Here is an 18643-nt window from a genome sequence, read left to right on the forward strand (position 1 = left end):
CGGCCCCGGACCGGTACCGCCATCCTGGAAGGAAGACCCATGTCCCAGACGCCTGATGCTCCCGTGCACGGCAGCGAGAGCGAGAACCCGGCGATCGACGCGCCCACCCCCAAGACCGGTCAGCCGCGGACGGTCCAGGACTGGTGGCCCAACCAGCTGGACCTGAACGTCCTGCGGAAGCACTCGACCACGACCGACCCGCTGGGCCCCGACTTCGACTACGCGAAGGAGTTCGCCACGCTCGACGTCGAGGAGCTCAAGCGCGACCTCGTCGAGCTCATGACCACCTCGCAGGACTGGTGGCCCGCCGACTTCGGGCACTACGGAGGGCTGTTCATCCGGATGAGCTGGCACTCGGCCGGCACCTACCGGATCGCGGACGGCCGCGGGGGAGCCGGGGAGGGCGCCCAGCGGTTCGCCCCGCTCAACAGCTGGCCGGACAACGCCAACCTGGACAAGGCCCGGCGCCTGCTGTGGCCGGTCAAGCAGAAGTACGGCCGGAAGATCTCGTGGGCCGACCTGCTGGTGCTCGCAGGGAACGTGGCGCTCGAGTCGATGGGCTTCCGGACGTTCGGCTTCGGCTTCGGGCGCGAGGACGTGTGGGAGCCCGAGGAGATGTTCTGGGGCCCGGAGGACACCTGGCTCGGCGACGAGCGCTACGCCGGCGATCGCGAGCTCTCGGGCCCGCTGGCCGCGGTCCAGATGGGACTGATCTACGTCAACCCCGAGGGCCCCGGCGGCAACCCCGACCCGCTCGCGTCCGCCCGGGACATCCGCGACACGTTCGGCCGCATGGCCATGAACGACGAGGAGACGGTCGCGCTCATCGCCGGCGGGCACTCCTTCGGGAAGACCCACGGGGCCGGGCCCGCCGACCACGTGGGCCCCGAGCCCGAGGCGTGCCCGGTCACGGGGCAGGGCCTGGGCTGGAGGAGCAGCTACGGGACGGGCAAGGGGCCGGACACGATCACCAGCGGTCTGGAGGTGACCTGGACCAGCACCCCGACCCAGTGGGGCAACGGCTTCTTCGGCAACCTGTTCGGCCACGAGTGGGAGCTGACCGAGAGCCCGGCGGGGGCCCACCAGTGGGTCGCCGAGGACGCGACCGAGACCGTCCCGGACGCCTTCGACCCGGGGCGCAGGCACCGGCCGACGATGCTGACGACCGACCTCGCGCTCCGGGCGGACCCGGTGTACGAGAAGATCTCGCGGCGGTTCCACGAGCACCCGGACGAGTTCGCCGAGGCGTTCGCCAAGGCCTGGTACAAGCTGCTGCACCGCGACATGGGCCCGGTCACGCGCTTCCTGGGGCCGTGGGTCCCGGAGCCGCAGCTGTGGCAGGACCCGGTCCCGGCGGTCGACCACGAGCTGGTCGGGGACGAGGACGTCGCCGCCCTGAAGGAGACCCTCCTCGGCTCGGGGCTGACCGTGGCGCAGCTGGCCTCCACGGCGTGGGCCTCCGCGGCGAGCTTCCGGGGCACCGACAACCGGGGAGGGGCCAACGGCGCCCGCATCCGGCTCGAGCCGCAGCGCGGCTGGGAGGTGAACGAGCCGGGGCGGCTGGCCGAGGTGCTGCGCGTCCTCGAGCAGGTCCGGGAGGACTTCAACGGCGGTCGGTCCGACGGCACGAGGATCTCGCTGGCCGACCTGATCGTGCTCGGCGGCTGCGCGGCCGTCGAGCGCGCGGCCCGGAACGCCGGTCACCCGGTCCAGGTCCCGTTCCGGCCCGGGCGCACGGACGCCGCGCAGGAGCAGACCGACGTCGAGTCCTTCGCGGTGCTCGAGCCGCAGGCCGACGGCTTCCGGAACTTCGTGCAGTCCGACGTGCGGCTCTCGCCCGAGACGCTGCTGCTCGACCGCGCGTACATGCTCAACCTCACCGCCCCCGAGATGACGGTCCTGGTCGGCGGCATGCGGAGCCTGGGGACGAACCACGGGCAGTCGGAGCACGGTGTCCTCACCGACCGGAAGGAGGCGCTGACCAACGACTTCTTCGTCAATCTCCTCACCGCCGGCACGGAGTGGAGGGCGTCCGAGGATTCGGAGGAGGTCTTCGAGATCCGTGATCTCGCCACGGACGAGCTCAGGTGGACGGCCACCGCCGCCGATCTGGTCTTCGGCTCGCACTCCCAGCTGCGGGCGATCTCGGAGGTCTATGCGAGCGACGACGCGCAGGAGAAGTTCGTGCGCGACTTCGTCGCCGCGTGGGTCAAGGTCATGGAGCTCGACCGGTTCGATCTGCGCTGACGGCACGGGGCCCCGCCGGCGGACCGCACCAGGTGGTGAGCGCGGCCTCGAGCCCTGACGTGTCGCCCTCGCCCACCCAGGCCACGTGCCCGTCCGGCCGGATCAGCACCGCGGTGGGCGGGGTGACCGGCCCGAGCACCGGGAGCTCCCAGCGGCCGTGGTGCGCGGCGGTGACCAGTCGCACGCGGTCCGCCCAGGGCCCGATGTCGACACCGCCGGGCGTGCCGAGCTCGAGCAGCACCGGCCGTGCCTCGTGCAGGAGGGCGAAGACCCGCGCCGGGCCGCCGGCCGTGCGGAGGTCGAGATCAGGCATGCGGCGCCCGAGCAGCGGGTGTCCCGCGCCGAGGTCGTAGTGGATGTCCAGGCCGGACATCGTCGCCGCGTACCGCCGGCGCGGCTCGTCCATGGCCAGGAGCTCGGCGACCGTCTCGCCCACGGCCCGGACGCGGTCGTCGGGGCGGCGCAGCGCGACCTGCGCCATGGTGAGGCGCAGCAAGCGGGCGGCCACCGGGTGTCGTTCGGCGTGGTAGCTGTCCAGGAGGTCCTCCGGTGAGGTCCCTCCGACGACCTGGGCCAGCTTCCAGCCCAGGTTCACCGCGTCCTGCACCCCGGTGTTGAGGCCCTGCCCACCGTCCGGGGCGTGCACGTGCGCGGCGTCGCCGGCCAGCAGGACGCGCCCGCTCCGGTAGGACGCCGCCTGCCGGGTCGTGTCGGTGAACCGCGTGATCCAGGTGGGGCTGTGCACCCCGTAGTCCGTCCCGTACACCGCGACGAGCGCCGCGCGGAGATCGCGCAGGGTGGGCTCACGGCCGGGCCCCACGTGGCGCTCGGTCACCATGACCCCCGCCGGACCTCCGTCCTGGGGCCGGCGGAAGGCGTGCTTGCCGACGGCGTCCTGGTGGATGCCCCACTCCGGCTCCTCGGCCAGCTCCACCTCGGCGAGCAGACTGCTCGTCGTCGGGTCCCACCCGGGGAACCCGATGCCCGCAGCCTTCCGGATCCGGCTCCGCCCTCCGTCGCACCCGACGACGTACTGCGCCCGCAGCGGTCGGCCGTCGGCGGACTCGACGCCGACGCCCGTGCCGTCCTGGGCCACGCCCGTCACCTCGTGCCCGTAGCGGATCGGTACCCCCAGCTCGCCGATCCAGCCGGCCAGGAGCCGCTCGATGTGGTTCTGCCACAGCGCGAGACCGTAGGGGTGACGGGTGGGGAAGTCGCTGATGTCCAGGGGGGTGCCGGCGAACCCGGCGACCTGGGCGGTCGTGCCCTCAGCGAGGAACCGGTCGGCGACGCCGCGCTGGTCGAGGACCTCGATGGTCCGCGCGTGCAGCCCGCCGGCGCGCGAGCCGACGAGCTCCTGACCGGTCCTCCGCTCGAGGACGACGACGTCGACCCCCGCCAGCGCCAGCTCTCCCGCCAGCATCAGACCCGTCGGCCCGCCGCCGACGACCACCACCTCGTGCTCGTCCATCTGCTGCCCCTCCGTCCGCAGGTGCCGCTCCCGGCCCGAGCATTCTGCGGCGCGACCGGGGTCTTGCCGCAAGCCCCCCGGCGCGCTGTAGCCTGAAAACGGAGGGAAGAGGACGGGCCCGGTCACCGCCGGTCAGAGCAGTCCGCCGATCTGGCCCGCCGTCTCCTGCAGCGCGGGCACGTGGCGCCGCCCTTCCTCACGGGGGCGAGCATGACCCGTGTCGGCTGGCTGGCCGGCGGCAAGATGGTGGTCCACCTCAACCGCGACGTCGACGACGACGGCAACCAGCCCGTCAACCGGGTCGCGGAGCTCGAGGCCCCGCAACGGGCCCGCCGCGACCGGACCGCGGGAGGCCGCCTGGCGGGCGGTACCCTGGCCGTGTGGTCGAGCAGAGCATGTGGATGCAGAAGGTGCGCGCGGATCCCGGGCACTCGTCGTGGTACGTCGAACGGTTCCGGGCCATGGCAACCGCCGGTGAGGACGTCGTGGGGGAGGCGCGGCTGGTCGAGGCCATGGTCCCGCCCGGCTCCCGGATCCTCGACGCCGGGTGCGGTCCCGGCCGGCTGGGCGGCCACCTGCACCGCCGCGGGCACACCGTCGTCGGGATCGACGTCGACCCCGCGCTGGTCTCCGCCGCCCGGGAGGACCACCCGGGTCCCCGGTGGCTCGTGGGGGACCTGGCCGAGCTGGACCTGCCCGCCCGGGGCGTCCCGGAGCCCTTCGACGCCGTGGTGTGCGCCGGCAACGTGATGGCCTTCCTGGCCCCCAGCACGCGCCTCGAGGTGCTGCGCCGTCTCCGCCTCCACCTGGCCGCCGACGGCCGGGTGGCCTTGGGCTTCGGCGCCGGCCGCGGCTACCCGTTCGCGGAGTTCCTGCAGGACGCCGAGCGGGCCGGGCTCGTGCCCGATGTGCTGCTCTCCACCTGGGACCTGCGCCCGTTCCGGGAGGACAGCGACTTCCTCGTGGCCGTGCTGCGGACCGCCGAGCACTCCTGATCCCGCCGACCCCTCGGCGGCGACGGGTCCGCGGGGTAGCGTGGACATCGTGAGCACCGCAGCCCTGTCCACCGTCACCTTCGAGAGCCGCTTCGCCCAGGAGCTGGGGGAGCTGTCCGTGCCCTGGCGGGCCGACGACGTCGCCGAGCCCCGGCTGCTGGTGCTCAACGAGCCCCTCGCCGCCGACCTGGGGCTGGACCCGGAGTGGCTCAGTGGCCCGGAGGGCGCACGCCTGCTGGTCGGCAACCTCGTGCCGCCCGGGGCGACACCGGTGGCGCAGGCCTACTCCGGGCACCAGTTCGGTGCGTTCTCCCCGCGCCTCGGCGACGGGCGCGCCCTGCTGCTGGGCGAGATCGTGGACGCCGGCGGCCGCCGGCGGGACCTGCACCTCAAGGGCTCCGGGCGGACGCCGTTCGCGCGCGGCGGCGACGGTCTCGCGGCGATCGGGCCCATGCTGCGCGAGTACATCGTCAGCGAGGCGATGCACGCCCTGGGCGTCCCCACCACCCGGTCCCTGGCCGTGGTGGCCACCGGGCGGCAGGTGCGCCGCGAGACCCTGATGCCGGGGGCCGTGCTCGCCCGGGTGGCGAGCAGCCACCTGCGCGTGGGCACCTTCCAGTACGCCCGCGCCACGGGCGACCCCGACCTCCTGCGCCGGCTCGCCGACCACGCCATCAGCCGCCACCACCCCGGCGCCGCCGGCGCCGAGCACCCGTACCTCGCGCTCTTCGAGGCGGTCGTCGCCGCCCAGGCCTCGCTCGTGGCCCGGTGGATGCTCCTGGGGTTCGTGCACGGGGTGATGAACACCGACAACACGACCATCTCGGGGGAGACCATCGACTACGGGCCGTGCGCGTTCCTGGACGCCTTCGACCCGGCCGCGGTGTACAGCTCGATCGACCACGGCGGGCGCTACTCCTACCGGAACCAGCCGGTCGCCGCGCAGTGGAACCTCGCCCGGCTCGCCGAGGCCATGCTGCCGCTGCTGGACGAGGACCAGGACCGGGCGGTGTCCCTGGCGGAGGGGGCGCTCGGGGCGTTCGCGCCGCAGTACAGCGCGGCCTGGTCCGCGGGGATCCGCTCGAAGCTCGGCCTGCCCGAGGACCTCGACGACGAGGTCGCCTCGTTCCTGGTCGACGACCTGCTCGTGCTGCTCCAGCAGAACCGCGTCGACTGGACCTCGTTCTTCCGCGCCCTCGCCGGGACCGCCCGCACCGGCGCGACCGCCGCGCGCGACCTGGTCCTCGATCTGCCGGCCTTCGACGCCTGGGCCGAGCGCTGGCTCGCCGTGGGGCCGGACCCCGAGGCGATGGACCGCGTGAATCCCGTGCACATCCCCCGCAACCACCTCGTGGAGGAGGCCCTCGCCGCCGCCGTGGACGGCGACCTCGACCCGCTGGGACGGCTCCTGGAGGCGGTGACCGCCCCCTACGAGGAGCGTCCGGGCCTGGAGCGCTACGCCGCCGGCCCCCCGGAGGACTTCGGCGCCTACACGACCTACTGCGGGACCTGAGGCGCCGGCCCGAGGTCAGCCGCCGATGTACTCCCCGGTCACGCTGTCCACGGTGCCGTTCTCGATGCCCGTGCACTGGGCGGCGCCGGCCTCCGTCACCGGGTCGTAGTTGATGCAGAAGGCGTCGTAGTAGGGCACCCCGCTCCGCCACGCGGCCAGTGCCTCCTCGTAGCTGAACTTCGCCGGGAAGGGCACGGCCCCGACGTCCGTGCTGACCTGCACCTGGCAGGTCCCGGGGCCGCCCGGGGCGAAGGCGAGGAGCTGCCCGACGGTGTCGACGACGTCGATCCGGTCCTGGCCGGTGCTCATCGCGGCCTGGTAGGCCCGGCAGATCTCGACGGCCACGGCGCGGTCGTTCGTGTCCGCGGTGAGCCGGTGCACGAGACCGCCGCCCGGGGCCGCCTGCTGCTCGATCCCGGAGACGGTCCCGGCGTAGGGCTGCCCTTCGGGCGTCGTGGAGAACGCGGACCACGCGTCGGCGGGGACGGGCTCCGCGGGCGCGGCCCCGGGCTGCGCCGGCGACTCCGCGGCCGGCTCCTCGTCCGCGTCGTCGGGCTGCGCCGCGGGCTCCGTGGACTCCGGGGGCTCCGTGGGCTCGGGGGTCGACTCGGGGGTCGGCTCCGGCGTCGTCTCCGGGGCCGTGCCCGTGGGGGAGGGCGAGGTCCGGGCGGCGGGGGTGTCCTCCTGGACCGGGGGGTCGCCGGCGCAGCCGGCCAGGGCGAGACCGGACGCGAGGAACAGACTAGTGACGACGGCCTTCGTGCTCATGGGGTGCCTCTGCTTCGCTGGGGGGCGGGGTTCCCACTGTAGGCGGGCCGGGCGGCGAACCGGGGTGGCCCGCCGGAGAGTTGCCCACCCAAGAGGGGTCAGACGGGGAGGGGCGGGCCGTGCCACGATGCGGAGGGCATGCCGCAGAACTGTGAAGGGGGCCGCTGTGCCGCACCAGATGACGCTGATGTTCCTCAACATCGCGCTGACCCTCGTCCTCGTCGTGTCGTGCTATCTGTACCTGGGCGGCGGGCGCTGGTGGTTCCCGTGCCTGTGGTTCGTCGGCATGGCTGCGGGGTCCCTGTGGGACGCGCTGCCGCGCCGCCGCGCCGCGGAGTTCGCCCGCCGCGCCGGTGGTCGGACCGCCTGGCAGGGCTGAGCGCGGCCGCGCGTCCCCGGCGCCGGCCGGCGGCGGCCGCGGGGACGGTGGGGGCGGCGACGCAGCGGGTGGCGTCCGTCGTGCGGTCCCCGTCCCGCTGTCGTCCTACTCGCACGCGACGCCGTCGGAGTCGCCGTCCATGGCCTCGCGGTAACCGGGCTCCCCGCGCAGCAGCGGTGCGGCGCCGGCCTCCCGGGCGGCCGTGCAGTTGGCGTAGTGCACGTCCGCGGGCACGGGAGCCTGATCGGCCGGGGCCTTCTCGACGGGCGCCGGGGCGGCCCCGGCGCCCCCGGGGATGTCGCCGAACGGCGTGCCGCCGGGCAGCTGCTGGTCGGGGCAGCCGGAGAGCACCTCGGCCATGGCGGTCTTCTCCGGGGCGGTGACCCACAGGCCGTAGCGGGTCTTCACCGCGATCTGGACGGCCACCATCTCGCAGGCGAAGGCCCGGTTCGAGGGCAGCCACCGCGAGGCGTCCTGGTCGGACTTCGAGCCGTTGGCCGGGCCGTCGACCGCCAGCAGGTTCAGCGGGTCGTTGGCGAGGGCCACGCGGTCGGCCGGGGAGAGCCGGCGCGCCCCGGTGACCCAGGCGTTGCCGAGCGAGACCACGTGGTCCACCTGGACGTCGGCGGAGGTCGCGACCCCGCGGACGAAGTCGATGGACGCCCCCGTGTACGGGTCGGCGAGGGTGCCGGTGTCGACCCTGCACCCGTCGGCGGAGGTGATGCCGGTCAGGTCCCGGGCCAGGACCTCGTTGCGGGAGTCCTCGCAGTCGCCGTCGGCGTCGATCCACCCGCCGAACAGGGCGTCGCGGTCGTAGTCGGACATCGTCCCGGCGGCGGCGACCGGGAGGTCCTCCAGGGCGAGGAACGCCCCCGAGGGCGGGGCGACGGCCCGGACGGGGGTCTCCGACGGCTCCGGGGCGGAGCTCGGCGACGGGGTGACCGTGGTGACCGTCCCCGGTGTCCTCGAGGCCGTGGGCGAGGGCGTGCTGCCGGGCTCGGCGCTCGGGGAGGGGGCGGCGGGCACCGTCGTCACGGTCCCCGGGACGGGGCCGGGGGCCGGGTCGGTGGACGCGGTGCTTGACGCGCAGCCCGCCACCAGCCCGATCGCCAGGACGAGGTGCAGCGGCCCCGCCACGATCCACCGGCCCGCGGCGACACCGCGGCGGGACGCCGGGTCCGCTCCCGGGGCAGGCGAGGGGAAGAGGGTGTTGCGCATGGTGCTCCTGGGGGGACGAGAGGAAGTGCGCCTGGGGGAGGGCACGCGTCGGGGGATCGCGCGGGGCACCCTCCTGTTCTACGTGCGGTGCCCGTCCGGCACCGCACGGCGCGCCGCAGAGGACGGCGGCCCCCGCGTGTGTGACGCCGGAGGTCACCGCGCCGTCCGGGGACGCCCGCGCCATCCCCGGATGAGGGGTCAGACACGCGGGGTCGCCGGGTGCGAGGATGCGGTCACGGGGATCGTCGAACGGGGGGAGGGCCTCGTGCTGACCGTGCGCGACAGGTTGCTCCTGGGGCTCTGGCTCCTGCCGGTGGCCCTCGGTCTCGTCGTGGGGCTGTACGTCGGAGACGACGACGGCACCGTCATGCTGTTCGTCACCGGTCTCGTCGCGGCCCTCTACGTGGCGGTGCTGGTCAGCACCGTCCACACCGGGCGACGCCGACGGATCGAGCCCGCTGCCGAGCCCGCCCCGGAACCCCCGGAACCGTCGGATCTCCCGGAGCACGCGGAGCCGGCCGCCGGGCACGGCCCCGACCCGCCGGGGGCACCCGGGGAGTCCGGCCGCGCGCTCGCCGCGTCGCGCGTCCTGCCGCTGGTGCTCGCCGTCTCCGCCGCCGTCTACGTCGTCGCGGAGGGCGGCTGGACCTTCGTGGTGGTCGCCGTGCAGCTCGTCACCGTGATCACCATGGCCGCCTACGTGCACGAGCGCGGCGCGGAGCCGAAGCCCGTCACGTAGCACGGCCCCGTCCCTGTCCGTGCGGACGGGGGCGGAGCCGTGGCCCGGCCGCGACGGATCGCGGCCGGCGGGCTCACGAGAGCTGCACGTACGTGGCCGAGTGCCCGAAGCCGACGACGTCGTCGCGGCCGTCGCCGTTGACGTCACCGAGCAGGCGCGGATACCGGTCCTCCGTCCACCCCTGGTCGTAGCCGAAGGCGGCGACCTTCAGGTACACCGGGGCTAAGGTGCCGTCCGCCCGGCCGTGGGCCACGTGGACCCCGGCGTTGCCGAAGCCCACCAGGTCCTGGATGCCGTCGACGTTGATGTCCGCGTGGGTCCGCAGGTGCCGGTCGCCCCGCCACCCCTGGGCCTGGCCGAAGTCGTTCATCCGCAGTGCCACGCCGGTGTAGTTCCCTCCGTTGAGCGAGTGCGCCACGGAGACCCCGGAGTAGCCGAAGCCGATGATGTCCGCCGCGGCGTTGCCGGCGGGGTTGACATTGACGTCGGCCAGCATCCGCGGGTGCTGGTCCACGCGCCAGCCCTGGGCGTAGCCGAAGTTGCGGATCTCCAGCGCGGGCTGGGTGAACGTGTCCCCGAGCGCCGAGAAGTAGGAGACGTACGTGCCGGCGTCCCCGAAGCCCACGATGTCGGCGGTGCTGTTGCCGTCGACGTCCGCGAGCATCCGGGGGTTCTTGTCGACCCGCCAGCCGCGGTCCCAGCCGTAGCTGTCGATGCGCTTGCCGGTCCCGGTGAACGTCCGGTTGGACAGTCCGTGGGAGACGGTGACGCCCGCGTGCCCGAAGCCCACGATGTCGGCGGTCAGGTTGCCGTTGAGGTCGGCGAGCTCGCGCGGGTGCCGGTCGACGCGCCAGCCCTGGTTCCAGCCGAAGTCGCGGACCTTGAGCTGCGGCGCGGTGAAGCTGCCGTCGCCCTGGGAGTAGGCCACGTAGACGCCGGCGTCGCCGAAGCCCACGATGTCGTCCCGGCGGTCGCCGTCGACGTCCGCGAGCGTGCGCACGTGCCGTGCGCCGGACCAGCCCTGCGCGGTGCCGAAGTCGCGCACGCTCATGCGCGGCGTGCCGAAGGTGCCGTCGGCCCGGCCGAAGGCGACCTGGACGCCGGCGCCGCCGAAGCCGACGACGTCGGCGCGGCCGTCGCCGTTGACGTCCGCGAGCTCGCGCACGTGCTGGTCGGTGCGCCAGCCCTGGGCGTAGGAGAACATGGGCTGCGCGGTCGCGGCGTGGGCGGGTGCGCCCACGGCGAGCCCGGCGGTCGCCAGCACGGTGGCCGACGCGCCGGTGAGCACGCGCGAGAGGAGTGGGTGTTTCATGGCGGGTCCCCGAGGTCATGAGACGGATCGTCGGCACGGGCGCCGGTGGCGCGTGCCGGAGTCCTCGGCCGGCCCCCGGCCGACCGGGAGACGTCCCCCGGGACGCGGTGCGCCCCCGGGGAACCGGTGGCACCGGGAACGACGTCCCGGCGCCGAGGCGCAACAGCTGAGGGTGTCAGTTTACTCCTGCAATCAGGTGGTCACCAGGGGCGTTCCCTTTCGTGACGCCATTGGACGGCCCGGTCCACGGGGCTGTCCCGGCCACCATCCCGGCCACTGCTCCGGTCACCGCTCCGGCGGTGCGGCGAGGGCTGTCCTGCGCCCGCCGCGGTCGGCGGCACCCGCCGGAGTCGCCGACCGCGGCGGGGCCGTCACGGGCTGACGGGCTCCGGCCGGGGGTCGGAGGTGCAGCACGAGCCGTCGCCGCCCACCTCGGAGAGCTCCCGGCCGGTCCTGCCCTCCAGGTCGGGCCGGGCGTCGGCGGTGACGGTGTAGACCTCCCACGGCTCCCGGCCCGGTCCGGTCACCCAGACCTTGTCCTGGACGGCGTAGCAGCAGGTGGTCTGCTCCTCCGGGCGGGTGGCCAGGCCGGCGTCGGCCAGGCGCTGCGCGGCGGCCTCGACGATCTCGGTGCTCTCCACCTCCACGCCGAGGTGGTCCATGCGGGTGTCGTCACCGGGCTCGCCCTCCAGCAGCACGAGCTTCAGCGGCGGCTCCGCGATGGCGAAGTTGGCGTAGCCCGGGCGCCGTTTGGCCGGGGCCGTGCGGAACAGGGTGGAGTAGAACTCGATGGAGCGCTCGAGGTCGGCCACACGCAGGGCGAGCTGGACTCTGGACATGACGGGTTCCTTTCGGGTGCGACGAACGCTCCTTGGTATCGACGTTCGTCTATGTGGAAGAGTGCCACCAGCATCGATGGCCGTCAATACGTTCGGGCGTTCTCCTGACAGGCCGTTCACCCGGTCGGACCGGGGCCGCCGTCGCCCCGTAGCGCCGGCTGTGACTCCTCGCGCACCGTTCCGGGTTCGCCTTCCGCGGACCGGCGGGAGATCATGGGGGGAGACGGCCCGGCCCGCCACCCGGAAGGACACCATGCGCAAGCACCAGCACGCCGACGACGACGAGCCCCGGCGCAGCCTGTTCCGGCGCTTCGACGACTTCGCCATGCGGTTCTACGGGCCCGCCGTGCGCAGTCCCCGCGACCTCCGGGGCCAGGACCAGCCCAGCGAGCAGACGCAGCAGTGGTACCAGGACCTGCAGGACGAGTTCGTGGTCGAGAAGGACGCGAACGGCAACACCTATCTGCGCCCCCGCCACCGGTAGCCCGCCCGTGACGCCGGGAGGCGTCCGGCCGGAGAACCCCGGGGCCCGGGCCGTACAGTGTCGGAGCATGGAAGGAAACCACGTGCTGCCCCTGACCGATCCCGAGGTGCGTGCGCTGCGGGAGGACTTCCCGCTGCTGACGAACAGCCCGTCGGTCTACCTGGACTCCGGGGCGACCTCGCAGAAGCCCCTGGCCGTCCTGGACGCCGAGCGGGACTTCTACCTGCACCGCAACGCCGCGGTCCACCGCGGCGCCCACGCCCTGGCCGTGGAGGCCACCGACGCCTACGAGGAGGCCCGCCGGGTGGTGGCCGGCTTCGTGGGCGGCACCGAGCGGGAGCTGGTGTGGACCTCCAACGCCACCGAGGCGATCAACCTGATCACCTACTCCTTCTCCAACGCCTCGGCCGGACGCGGGGGAGGGACGGCCGCCCGCTTCCGGCTGGGCCCGGGTGACGAGATCGTCACCACGGAGGCCGAGCACCACGCCAACCTCATCCCGTGGCAGGAGCTGGCCGCCCGCACCGGGGCCGCCCTGCGCTGGATCCCCGTCGACGAGACCGGCGCCCTCGATCTCGGGGCCGCTGTCGAGGTCATCGGCGAGCGCACCCGGGTGGTGGCCTTCAGCCACGTCTCCAACGTCACCGGTGCGATCACCGACGTCGCCCGTCTCGTCGAGCTGGCCCGGGCGGCGGAGGCGCTGACCGTGCTGGACGCCTGTCAGTCGGTGCCGCACCTGCCCGTGGACCTCCCCGCCCTGGGGGTGGACTTCGCGGTGTTCTCCGGGCACAAGATGCTCGGTCCCACCGGCATCGGAGCGCTGTGGGGGCGGTCCGAGCTGCTGGACGCGATGCCCCCGTTCCTCACGGGCGGATCCATGATCACGAAGGTCACGATGGAGTCCGCCCGCTACCTGCCGGCCCCCACCCGCTTCGAGGCCGGCACGCAGCGGGTCGCCCAGGCCGTGGGCCTGGCCGAGGCGGTGCGCTACCTGCAGGGCATCGGGATGGAGCGGGTCGCGGCCCACGAGCACGAGCTGGGGCAGCGGCTCGCGGCCGGTCTCGGGCAGCTGGAGGGGGTCCGGCTGATCGGCCCGCCCCCGGGTGCGGACCGGGTGGGTCTGGCGGCCGTGGACGTGGCGGGGGTGCACGCCCACGACGTCGGGCAGGTGCTGGACTCCGCCGGGGTGGCCGTGCGGGTGGGCCACCACTGCGCCCAGCCGCTGCACCGGGCGCTGGGGCTGACCGCCAGCACGCGGGCGAGCGCCTACCTGTACAACACCACCGCCGACGTCGACCGGTTCCTGGCCGAGCTCGCCGGGGTCCGCGGCTACTTCCGCTTGGAGAACACGCGATGAGCGCGCTGGACGGGATGTACCAGGAGGTCATCCTCGACCACGCCAAGCGGCGCTCCGGAGAGGGCCTGGCCGCCCCGGCACCCGGGCACGGGGCCGGGGAGTCCCACCAGTACAACCCCACATGCGGCGACGAGATCACCGTGCGGGTCGAGCTCGCGACCGGCCCCGGGGACGCGGAGCCGGTGGTGGCCCAGCTCAGCTGGGAGGGCGAGGGCTGCTCGATCTCCATGGCCGCGGCCTCCGTGCTGGCCGAGACCGCCCCCGGGATGACGCGGGCCGAGCTGGTGGAAATGATCGGCGCGTTCCGGGACCTCCTGCGCTCGCGGGGCACCGTGGTCCCCGACGAGGAGGTCCTCGGCGACGCCGCCGCCTTCGCCGGGGTCTCCCGGTTCGTGGCCCGCGTCAAGTGCGCCATGCTCGGCTGGGTCGCCGCCGAGGAGGCCCTCGACCGCGCCGGCTGAACGGCTCCCGGCGCCACCGGTCTTCACACACCAGGACGTCCTTGTCCCGCCCGGCGCGGGGTGGGACACTGACCGCCCCGGCGCTGAGGAGGCGGTCATGACACAGCTCGAGGACCTGGTGGCCCGCGTGGAGACGTGGAAGGCGCTGGACCGGGTGGCCGAGCCCCTGGCCCGCGCCGTGGGCCGGGCGGTGCGGCCCACGCCGGTGCGCAACGTGCTGAGCGGCACAGTGATCGGGCACCCCTTGCACCCCCTCCTCACCGACGTCCCGATCGGTGCGTGGACCATGGCGGCGGTGCTGGACCTGGCCGGCGGCCCCAGAACGGCCCGCGCCGCCGACGTGCTCGTGGCCGCGGGGCTGGCCGCCGCCGTCCCCACGGCGGCGACCGGGCTCAACGACTGGTCCGACACCCAGGGCGCCGACCGGCGCATCGGTCTGGTGCACGCGACCGCCAACAGCGTGGCCCTGACGTTCTACGCGGCCTCGCTCGCCGCCCGGCTCCGGGGCCGGCGCGGCGCCGGCAGGGCCCTCGCCCTGGTCGGCTACGGCTGCGTCACGGGCGGGGGCTACCTGGGCGGCCACCTCGTCTTCGCGCGGGGCGTCAACGTCAACCGCACCGCCTGGCGGAGAGGCCCACGGCGGTGGACCGACGTCCTCGCCGACGCCGAGCTCGCCGCCGGCGAGCACCGACGGGTGCCGGCCGGCAGCGTCTCGGTGCTGCTCGTCCGCGACGGGGACCGGGTCGAGGCCCTCGACAGCGTCTGCAGCCACCTGGGCGGCCCGCTCGAGGAGGGGACGGTCGACGGCGGCTGCGTCACCTGCCCCTGGCACGGCAGCACCTTCCGGCTCGCGGACGGCGCCGTGGTCCGCGGACCGGCGACCGCCGCGCAGCCCAGCTACGAGACCCGCGTCGAGGAGGGACGGATCCAGGTCCGGCGCCGGCCCTGACCGTCCCGGACCCCGGCAGCGGCCCGGAATGCTTCCGGCGCCGCCCGGGTTGTGCGCACCATGGCCCTCTCCGACGTCCCGCTCTCCCTCCTCGACCGCGCCAACACCCGGGACGGCTCCACGGAGGCCGAGGACCTCGCCCGCGTCCTGGAGCGGGCCGAGCGCGCGGAGGAGCTGGGCTACCACCGGTTCTGGGTGGCCGAGCACCACGCGGTGCCCGGGATCGCCGGGTCCGCGCCGGCGGTGCTGATGGCCGCCCTGGCCGCCCGGACCCGCCGTCTCCGGATCGGCTCCGGCGGGATCATGCTCCCCAACCACCAGCCCCTCGTGGTCGCCGAGCAGGCCGCCACCCTCGAGGCCCTGCACCCCGGCCGGATCGACCTCGGCGTGGGCCGCTCCCTCGGCTTCACCGCCGCGGTCCGGGACGCGCTGCGCACCGGCAAGGAGGCCGCGGACCGTTTCGGGGACGACCTGGCCGAGCTGCTCGCGCACCTCTCCGGCGCGGCCCCGGTGACCGTCCGGCCCCGCAACCACGCCGCCACACCGGTCTTCGTCCTGGCGACCGGCGCCGGGGTGGAGACCGCGGCCCGGGCGGGACTCGCCGTGGTGCTCGGCGGCCCGGCGCTCTTCCGCGAGGGCCCCGGCGGCGGCGCCGCGGTGCTCGAGCGGTACCGCGCGCAGTTCCGCCCGTCGTCGTGGTGGCCGGAGCCCTACGCGGTGGTCTCGGTGAACGTCGCGGTGGCGCGGACCCGCGCGGCCGCCCGCGAACTGCTGCTGCCCGAGGCCCGCGCCCTGGCCGCCTCCCGCACCCGGGGCGAGTTCCCGCCCCTGGCGCCCGCACGGCCCGCGGAGCCGGACGGGCTCACGGCCCGGGAGCGGGCCCTCGTGCAGGAGACCCTCACGTCCTCCGTCCACGGCACGGCCCCGGACGTCCGGGACCAGCTGGAACGGCTGCTCGCGCGCACCGGGGCGGACGAGCTGCTCGTGACGGGCGGCGCGCACGATCTCGACGCCCAGGCGGACTCCGACCGGCGGCTCGCCGCGCTGTTCACCACCCGCCCGGCCTGACCTCCCCCCGCCGTCCCCCTGTCCCACCGAGTCCCCAGGTGGATCCCGTCCACCGCGCCGAGTCCCCCATCTGATCGCAATTCCCCCCGTCTGATCGTGGGGATTTGCGACCAGGTGGGGGGCTCGGCGGCAGGAGGGGGGCTCGGCGGCAGGGGCGGGGGCGGGAGGGGAGTGCGGATAGAGTGACGGGGTGCCACAGCTGCTCGTTCTCGCCGCCCACCCCCTGGAGACCAAGTACTTCCCGGAGGACATCGACCTGGTCCTGACCGGTGTCGGGATGTCGGCCGCGGCGGTGCGCACCACCGAGGCGGTGCTGACCCGCTGCCCGGACCCCGCGCGCCGGGCGGAGCTGACGGTGCTCAACATCGGCAGCGCCGGCGCCCTCAAGCACGGGCTGACCGGGGTGCTCGAGCCCTCCCGGATCATCAACCGGGACGTGGACGAGGAGCTGCTGCGCGCGGCCGGGATCCCCGTGGACAACGTCATCGAGCTCGGCGGCGACGGCCCCGTGCTCGCCACCGGGGACTCCTTCGTGGCCGGCGGACCCGCCCGGGACGCCCTGGCCGCCCGGGCGGACCTCGTGGACATGGAGGGCTGGGCGATCGCGGTGGCCTGCCGGCACCTGGGCGTGCCGCTGCGGATGGTCAAGCACGTCTCGGACGCCGCCGACGAGGAGGCGGTCGCGTGGGCCGAGAAGGTCGAGCTCAGCGCCCTGGCCCTGGGGCGCTGGTTCCGCGGCAGCGGGATCACCGGGGCGTGACCTGCCGCAGGACCGTCCGGATCCGCCACTAGACTGGGGCCAGCATGAAACTTCTCCGCCAGCGCGAGTCCCTGGGCGCCCAGCAGGACTACGAGAGCGCCATGACCCTCCTCGCCGACGTGCGCCGCAGCGGGCCCGTCCTGCGCCTGTACGAACCGGCCCCCACGGTCGCCTTCGGCCGCCGGGACGAGCTGCGCCCGGGCTTCCCCGACGCCGCCCGGGCCGCCCGCGAGAGCGGGTTCGAGCCCCTGGTCCGCAAGGTGGGGGGCCGCGCCGCGGCCTACCACGGCGGGTGCCTGATCATCGACCACCTCGAGGCCGCCGAGGACCCCACCTCGGGCATCCAGGACCGCTACCGGCTCTTCGGCGACATGATCGTGGCCGCCCTGGAGGAGCTCGAGGTCGAGGCCGACGTCGGCGAGATCCCGGGCGAGTACTGTGCCGGCGAGCACAGCGTGCACGGGACACACCCGGCGTCGTCGTCCACCCCGGGCCGGAAGGTGAAGCTGGCCGGGACGGCCCAGCGGGTGGTCGCGGGCGCCTGGTACTTCAGCACCGTGCTCGTGGTCGAGCAGTCCGAGCCCATCCGCTCGGTGCTCACCGACGTCTACTCGGCCCTCGACCTGGACTGGGACCCGGCCACCGCCGGGGCCGTGGACGACCTGCGCCCGGGCACCACCGTGGCCGACGTGGAGCGCGGGATCCGCAAGGTGTACGGCATGTACTCCCGGTACCTGGGGTACGGGCCGCTCACCGACTGAGCCCCGGCCGCGGGCCGGGCAGACCGAGGAGGCAGCAGATGTGCGGACGCTACGTCATCGCCCGGGCCGTGGGCGACCTCGTCGCCGCGACCGGGGCGGTCCCGGACGAGAGCCTGGGCGAGGCCGACACCGAGCGGCTGCGGGCAAACTGGAACACCGCGCCCACCACCGACGTGCCGATCGTCCTGGAACGCCTCACCGGCGGGAACGGCCGGGACGACGACGGGGAGCTGGTGCGCGAGCTGCACGTGGCCCGCTGGGGACTGGTCCCGGGCTGGGCCAAGGACCCGGCGGTCGGGTCGAAGATGTTCAACGCCCGCTCGGAGACCGTCCTCGAGAAGCCGTCCTTCCGCAAGGCGGTCCGGGCCCGCCGGTGCGCGGTCCCTGCCAACGGCTACTACGAGTGGAAGAAGGAGCCCGGCGCCGGGAAGGGCGGGCGCAAGCAGCCCTACTACGTCCACCCGGCCGATCCGGAGGAGACCATCTGGTTCGCCGGGATCTACGAGTGGTGGCGGGTGCCCGAGGGCACGGAGCTGCACTCCGCGGCCCTGCAGCCAGGCAGGGACGGCGGCGGGAGCACCTGGTTGCTGTCCTGCTCCATCCTCACCACCGACTCCCCGGAGCCCTCCGACGAGCACCCCGTGCTCACGGAGCTGCACGGTCTGCACGACCGGATGCCGATCCCGCTGGCGCCCGAGCACGTGGGGGACTGGCTGCGCCCCGGGGAGGACGACGCCCCGCAGCTCGTGGACCTGGTCCGGGCCGAGGCGCACCGGACGGCCGCCCGCTGGGTGCTCGACCCGGTGGGCCCGGCGGTCGGCAACGTGCGCAACAACTCCCCGGAGCTCGTCGAGCCGCAGCGGAGCCTGTTCTGAGCCCCCGGGAGCCCGTGGACCGGGTCACCGCCTTCGTCCGCGCCCACGGCGGCGGGGTCGTGGCGACCAACAGCGGCGCCGGCTGCCCCGAGTCCGCGTGGATCAACCTCGCGGCCCTCGGGGACGGGCGGCTGGTCTTCGGCACGAACGAGCGCAGCCGCAAGTACGCCAACCTCCTCGCCGATCCCCGGGTCTCCCTCGTGGTGGTCTCCGGGACGGGCCAGGAGTTCCAGCTCGAGGGCGAGGCCGCCGTGCTGGAGGGCTCCGCCGCGCAGGACGCCGGCGAGGTGCTGGAGTCCCGGCACCCGGGGGCCACGGACAAGGACAGCACCCGGCTCGTGGCGGTGCGCCCCCGCTGGGCGCGATTCGTCGACATCGCCGCCGATCCCCCCGTCCGGGAGGAGTTCTCGCTCTGAGCCGGTCACAGAAGAGGCCCGGGACCCGCAT

General features: G+C 74.6%; 19 protein-coding genes. 14 read left to right on the plus strand and 5 right to left on the minus strand.

Going from position 1 to position 18643, the window contains the following annotated elements; all coding sequences use genetic code 11:
- Positions 1 to 39: 39 nt before the first annotated feature.
- On the plus strand, positions 40 to 2247 hold the full coding sequence (gene katG, locus H488_RS33545) for a catalase/peroxidase HPI (protein ID WP_031283638.1): 2208 nt from the start codon (positions 40 to 42) through the stop codon (positions 2245 to 2247).
- On the opposite strand, the gene H488_RS33550 is transcribed toward katG, so the two are convergent.
- Entirely contained in the window at positions 2216 to 3718 is a 1503-nt protein-coding gene (locus tag H488_RS33550; RefSeq protein WP_017834622.1) for an FAD-dependent monooxygenase, read from the minus strand. The genes katG and H488_RS33550 overlap by 32 nt on opposite strands.
- A 380-nt stretch (positions 3719 to 4098) precedes the next feature.
- Here H488_RS33550 and H488_RS33560 point away from each other — a divergent pair, with 380 nt between their 5' ends.
- A complete protein-coding gene (locus H488_RS33560; protein WP_017834624.1) occupies positions 4099 to 4713 on the plus strand; it encodes a class I SAM-dependent methyltransferase in 615 nt (204 codons plus the stop codon).
- Between the two features lie 49 nt (positions 4714 to 4762).
- The gene (locus H488_RS33565; RefSeq protein ID WP_031283640.1) at positions 4763 to 6226 is read left to right on the plus strand and encodes a protein adenylyltransferase SelO; all 1464 of its coding nucleotides are present in this window, start codon (positions 4763 to 4765) and stop codon (positions 6224 to 6226) included.
- 15 nt (positions 6227 to 6241) lie between these two features.
- On the opposite strand, the gene H488_RS33570 is transcribed toward H488_RS33565, so the two are convergent.
- Positions 6242 to 6994: a hypothetical protein gene (locus H488_RS33570; protein ID WP_031283641.1), complete on the minus strand. Its 753-nt coding sequence runs from the start codon at positions 6992 to 6994 to the stop codon at positions 6242 to 6244.
- A gap of 166 nt (positions 6995 to 7160) precedes the next feature.
- On the opposite strand from H488_RS33570, the gene H488_RS33575 reads away from it, so the two are divergent.
- Entirely contained in the window at positions 7161 to 7373 is a 213-nt protein-coding gene (locus H488_RS33575; RefSeq protein WP_017834626.1) for a hypothetical protein, read from the plus strand.
- Positions 7374 to 7478: 105 nt separating this feature from the next.
- On the opposite strand, the gene H488_RS33580 is transcribed toward H488_RS33575, so the two are convergent.
- A complete protein-coding gene (locus H488_RS33580) occupies positions 7479 to 8591 on the minus strand; it encodes an excalibur calcium-binding domain-containing protein (protein WP_017834627.1) in 1113 nt (370 codons plus the stop codon).
- A 190-nt stretch (positions 8592 to 8781) separates the two neighbouring features.
- Here H488_RS33580 and H488_RS33585 point away from each other — a divergent pair, with 190 nt between their 5' ends.
- Entirely contained in the window at positions 8782 to 9330 is a 549-nt protein-coding gene (locus tag H488_RS33585; protein ID WP_150110401.1) for a hypothetical protein, read from the plus strand.
- A 73-nt stretch (positions 9331 to 9403) separates the two neighbouring features.
- Here the strand turns inward: H488_RS33585 and H488_RS33590 are convergent, their stop codons facing one another.
- Both H488_RS33590 and H488_RS33595 read right to left on the minus strand, forming a co-directional pair.
- Positions 9404 to 10642: an FG-GAP repeat domain-containing protein gene (locus H488_RS33590; protein WP_031283645.1), complete on the minus strand. Its 1239-nt coding sequence runs from the start codon at positions 10640 to 10642 to the stop codon at positions 9404 to 9406.
- A 371-nt stretch (positions 10643 to 11013) separates the two neighbouring features.
- Entirely contained in the window at positions 11014 to 11481 is a 468-nt protein-coding gene (locus tag H488_RS33595) for an ArsI/CadI family heavy metal resistance metalloenzyme (RefSeq protein WP_017834630.1), read from the minus strand.
- Positions 11482 to 11734: 253 nt separating this feature from the next.
- Here H488_RS33595 and H488_RS33600 point away from each other — a divergent pair, with 253 nt between their 5' ends.
- The 9 genes from H488_RS33600 (at position 11735) to H488_RS0119105 (ending at position 18612) form a co-directional block, all read left to right on the plus strand.
- Positions 11735 to 11965: a hypothetical protein gene (locus tag H488_RS33600; protein ID WP_017834631.1), complete on the plus strand. Its 231-nt coding sequence runs from the start codon at positions 11735 to 11737 to the stop codon at positions 11963 to 11965.
- Between the two features lie 67 nt (positions 11966 to 12032).
- Positions 12033 to 13322, plus strand: a complete 1290-nt coding sequence (locus tag H488_RS33605) for an aminotransferase class V-fold PLP-dependent enzyme (RefSeq protein ID WP_031283648.1) — start codon at positions 12033 to 12035, stop codon at positions 13320 to 13322.
- Positions 13319 to 13783, plus strand: a complete 465-nt coding sequence (gene sufU / locus H488_RS33610; RefSeq protein WP_017834633.1) for a Fe-S cluster assembly sulfur transfer protein SufU — start codon at positions 13319 to 13321, stop codon at positions 13781 to 13783. The genes H488_RS33605 and sufU overlap by 4 nt, the downstream gene beginning before the upstream one ends.
- 97 nt (positions 13784 to 13880) lie before the next feature.
- Positions 13881 to 14732: a Rieske 2Fe-2S domain-containing protein gene (locus H488_RS33615; RefSeq protein WP_017834634.1), complete on the plus strand. Its 852-nt coding sequence runs from the start codon at positions 13881 to 13883 to the stop codon at positions 14730 to 14732.
- A gap of 60 nt (positions 14733 to 14792) precedes the next feature.
- Positions 14793 to 15800 carry an MsnO8 family LLM class oxidoreductase gene (locus H488_RS33620; RefSeq protein ID WP_031283650.1) on the plus strand — a complete coding sequence of 336 codons (1008 nt, stop codon included), beginning with the start codon at positions 14793 to 14795 and terminating at the stop codon, positions 15798 to 15800.
- A gap of 190 nt (positions 15801 to 15990) precedes the next feature.
- The gene (locus H488_RS33625) at positions 15991 to 16560 is read left to right on the plus strand and encodes a nucleosidase (protein WP_017834636.1); all 570 of its coding nucleotides are present in this window, start codon (positions 15991 to 15993) and stop codon (positions 16558 to 16560) included.
- Positions 16561 to 16604: 44 nt separating this feature from the next.
- Positions 16605 to 17321, plus strand: coding sequence for a lipoate--protein ligase family protein (locus tag H488_RS33630; RefSeq protein ID WP_017834637.1), 717 nt, complete (start codon positions 16605 to 16607; stop codon positions 17319 to 17321).
- A gap of 38 nt (positions 17322 to 17359) precedes the next feature.
- Positions 17360 to 18196 carry an SOS response-associated peptidase gene (locus H488_RS33635; RefSeq protein WP_017834638.1) on the plus strand — a complete coding sequence of 279 codons (837 nt, stop codon included), beginning with the start codon at positions 17360 to 17362 and terminating at the stop codon, positions 18194 to 18196.
- A gap of 14 nt (positions 18197 to 18210) precedes the next feature.
- Positions 18211 to 18612, plus strand: a complete 402-nt coding sequence (locus tag H488_RS0119105; RefSeq protein ID WP_017834639.1) for a pyridoxamine 5'-phosphate oxidase family protein — start codon at positions 18211 to 18213, stop codon at positions 18610 to 18612.
- Positions 18613 to 18643: the final 31 nt, after the last annotated feature.

This window comes from Kocuria sp. UCD-OTCP, assembly GCF_000349605.1.
GTDB classification, from domain to species: Bacteria; Actinomycetota; Actinomycetes; order Actinomycetales; family Micrococcaceae; genus Kocuria; species Kocuria rosea.

Bases quoted from the DNA above. Each gene is read 5' to 3' on its own strand.
- H488_RS33605 (WP_031283648.1), top strand. From the start codon at position 12,033: ATGGAAGGAAACCACGTGCTGCCCCTGACCGATCCCGAGGTGCGTGCG.
- H488_RS33630 (WP_017834637.1), top strand. From the start codon at position 16,605: ATGAAACTTCTCCGCCAGCGCGAGTCCCTGGGCGCCCAGCAGGACTAC.
- H488_RS33635 (WP_017834638.1), top strand. From the start codon at position 17,360: ATGTGCGGACGCTACGTCATCGCCCGGGCCGTGGGCGACCTCGTCGCC.
- H488_RS33580 (WP_017834627.1), bottom strand. From the start codon at position 8,591: ATGCGCAACACCCTCTTCCCCTCGCCTGCCCCGGGAGCGGACCCGGCG.
- H488_RS33550 (WP_017834622.1), bottom strand. From the start codon at position 3,718: ATGGACGAGCACGAGGTGGTGGTCGTCGGCGGCGGGCCGACGGGTCTG.
- H488_RS33595 (WP_017834630.1), bottom strand. From the start codon at position 11,481: ATGTCCAGAGTCCAGCTCGCCCTGCGTGTGGCCGACCTCGAGCGCTCC.
- H488_RS33590 (WP_031283645.1), bottom strand. From the start codon at position 10,642: ATGAAACACCCACTCCTCTCGCGCGTGCTCACCGGCGCGTCGGCCACC.
- H488_RS33615 (WP_017834634.1), top strand. From the start codon at position 13,881: ATGACACAGCTCGAGGACCTGGTGGCCCGCGTGGAGACGTGGAAGGCG.
- H488_RS33600 (WP_017834631.1), top strand. From the start codon at position 11,735: ATGCGCAAGCACCAGCACGCCGACGACGACGAGCCCCGGCGCAGCCTG.
- sufU (WP_017834633.1), top strand. From the start codon at position 13,319: ATGAGCGCGCTGGACGGGATGTACCAGGAGGTCATCCTCGACCACGCC.
- H488_RS33570 (WP_031283641.1), bottom strand. From the start codon at position 6,994: ATGAGCACGAAGGCCGTCGTCACTAGTCTGTTCCTCGCGTCCGGTCTC.
- katG (WP_031283638.1), top strand. From the start codon at position 40: ATGTCCCAGACGCCTGATGCTCCCGTGCACGGCAGCGAGAGCGAGAAC.
- H488_RS33585 (WP_150110401.1), top strand. From the start codon at position 8,782: ATGAGGGGTCAGACACGCGGGGTCGCCGGGTGCGAGGATGCGGTCACG.
- H488_RS33620 (WP_031283650.1), top strand. From the start codon at position 14,793: ATGGCCCTCTCCGACGTCCCGCTCTCCCTCCTCGACCGCGCCAACACC.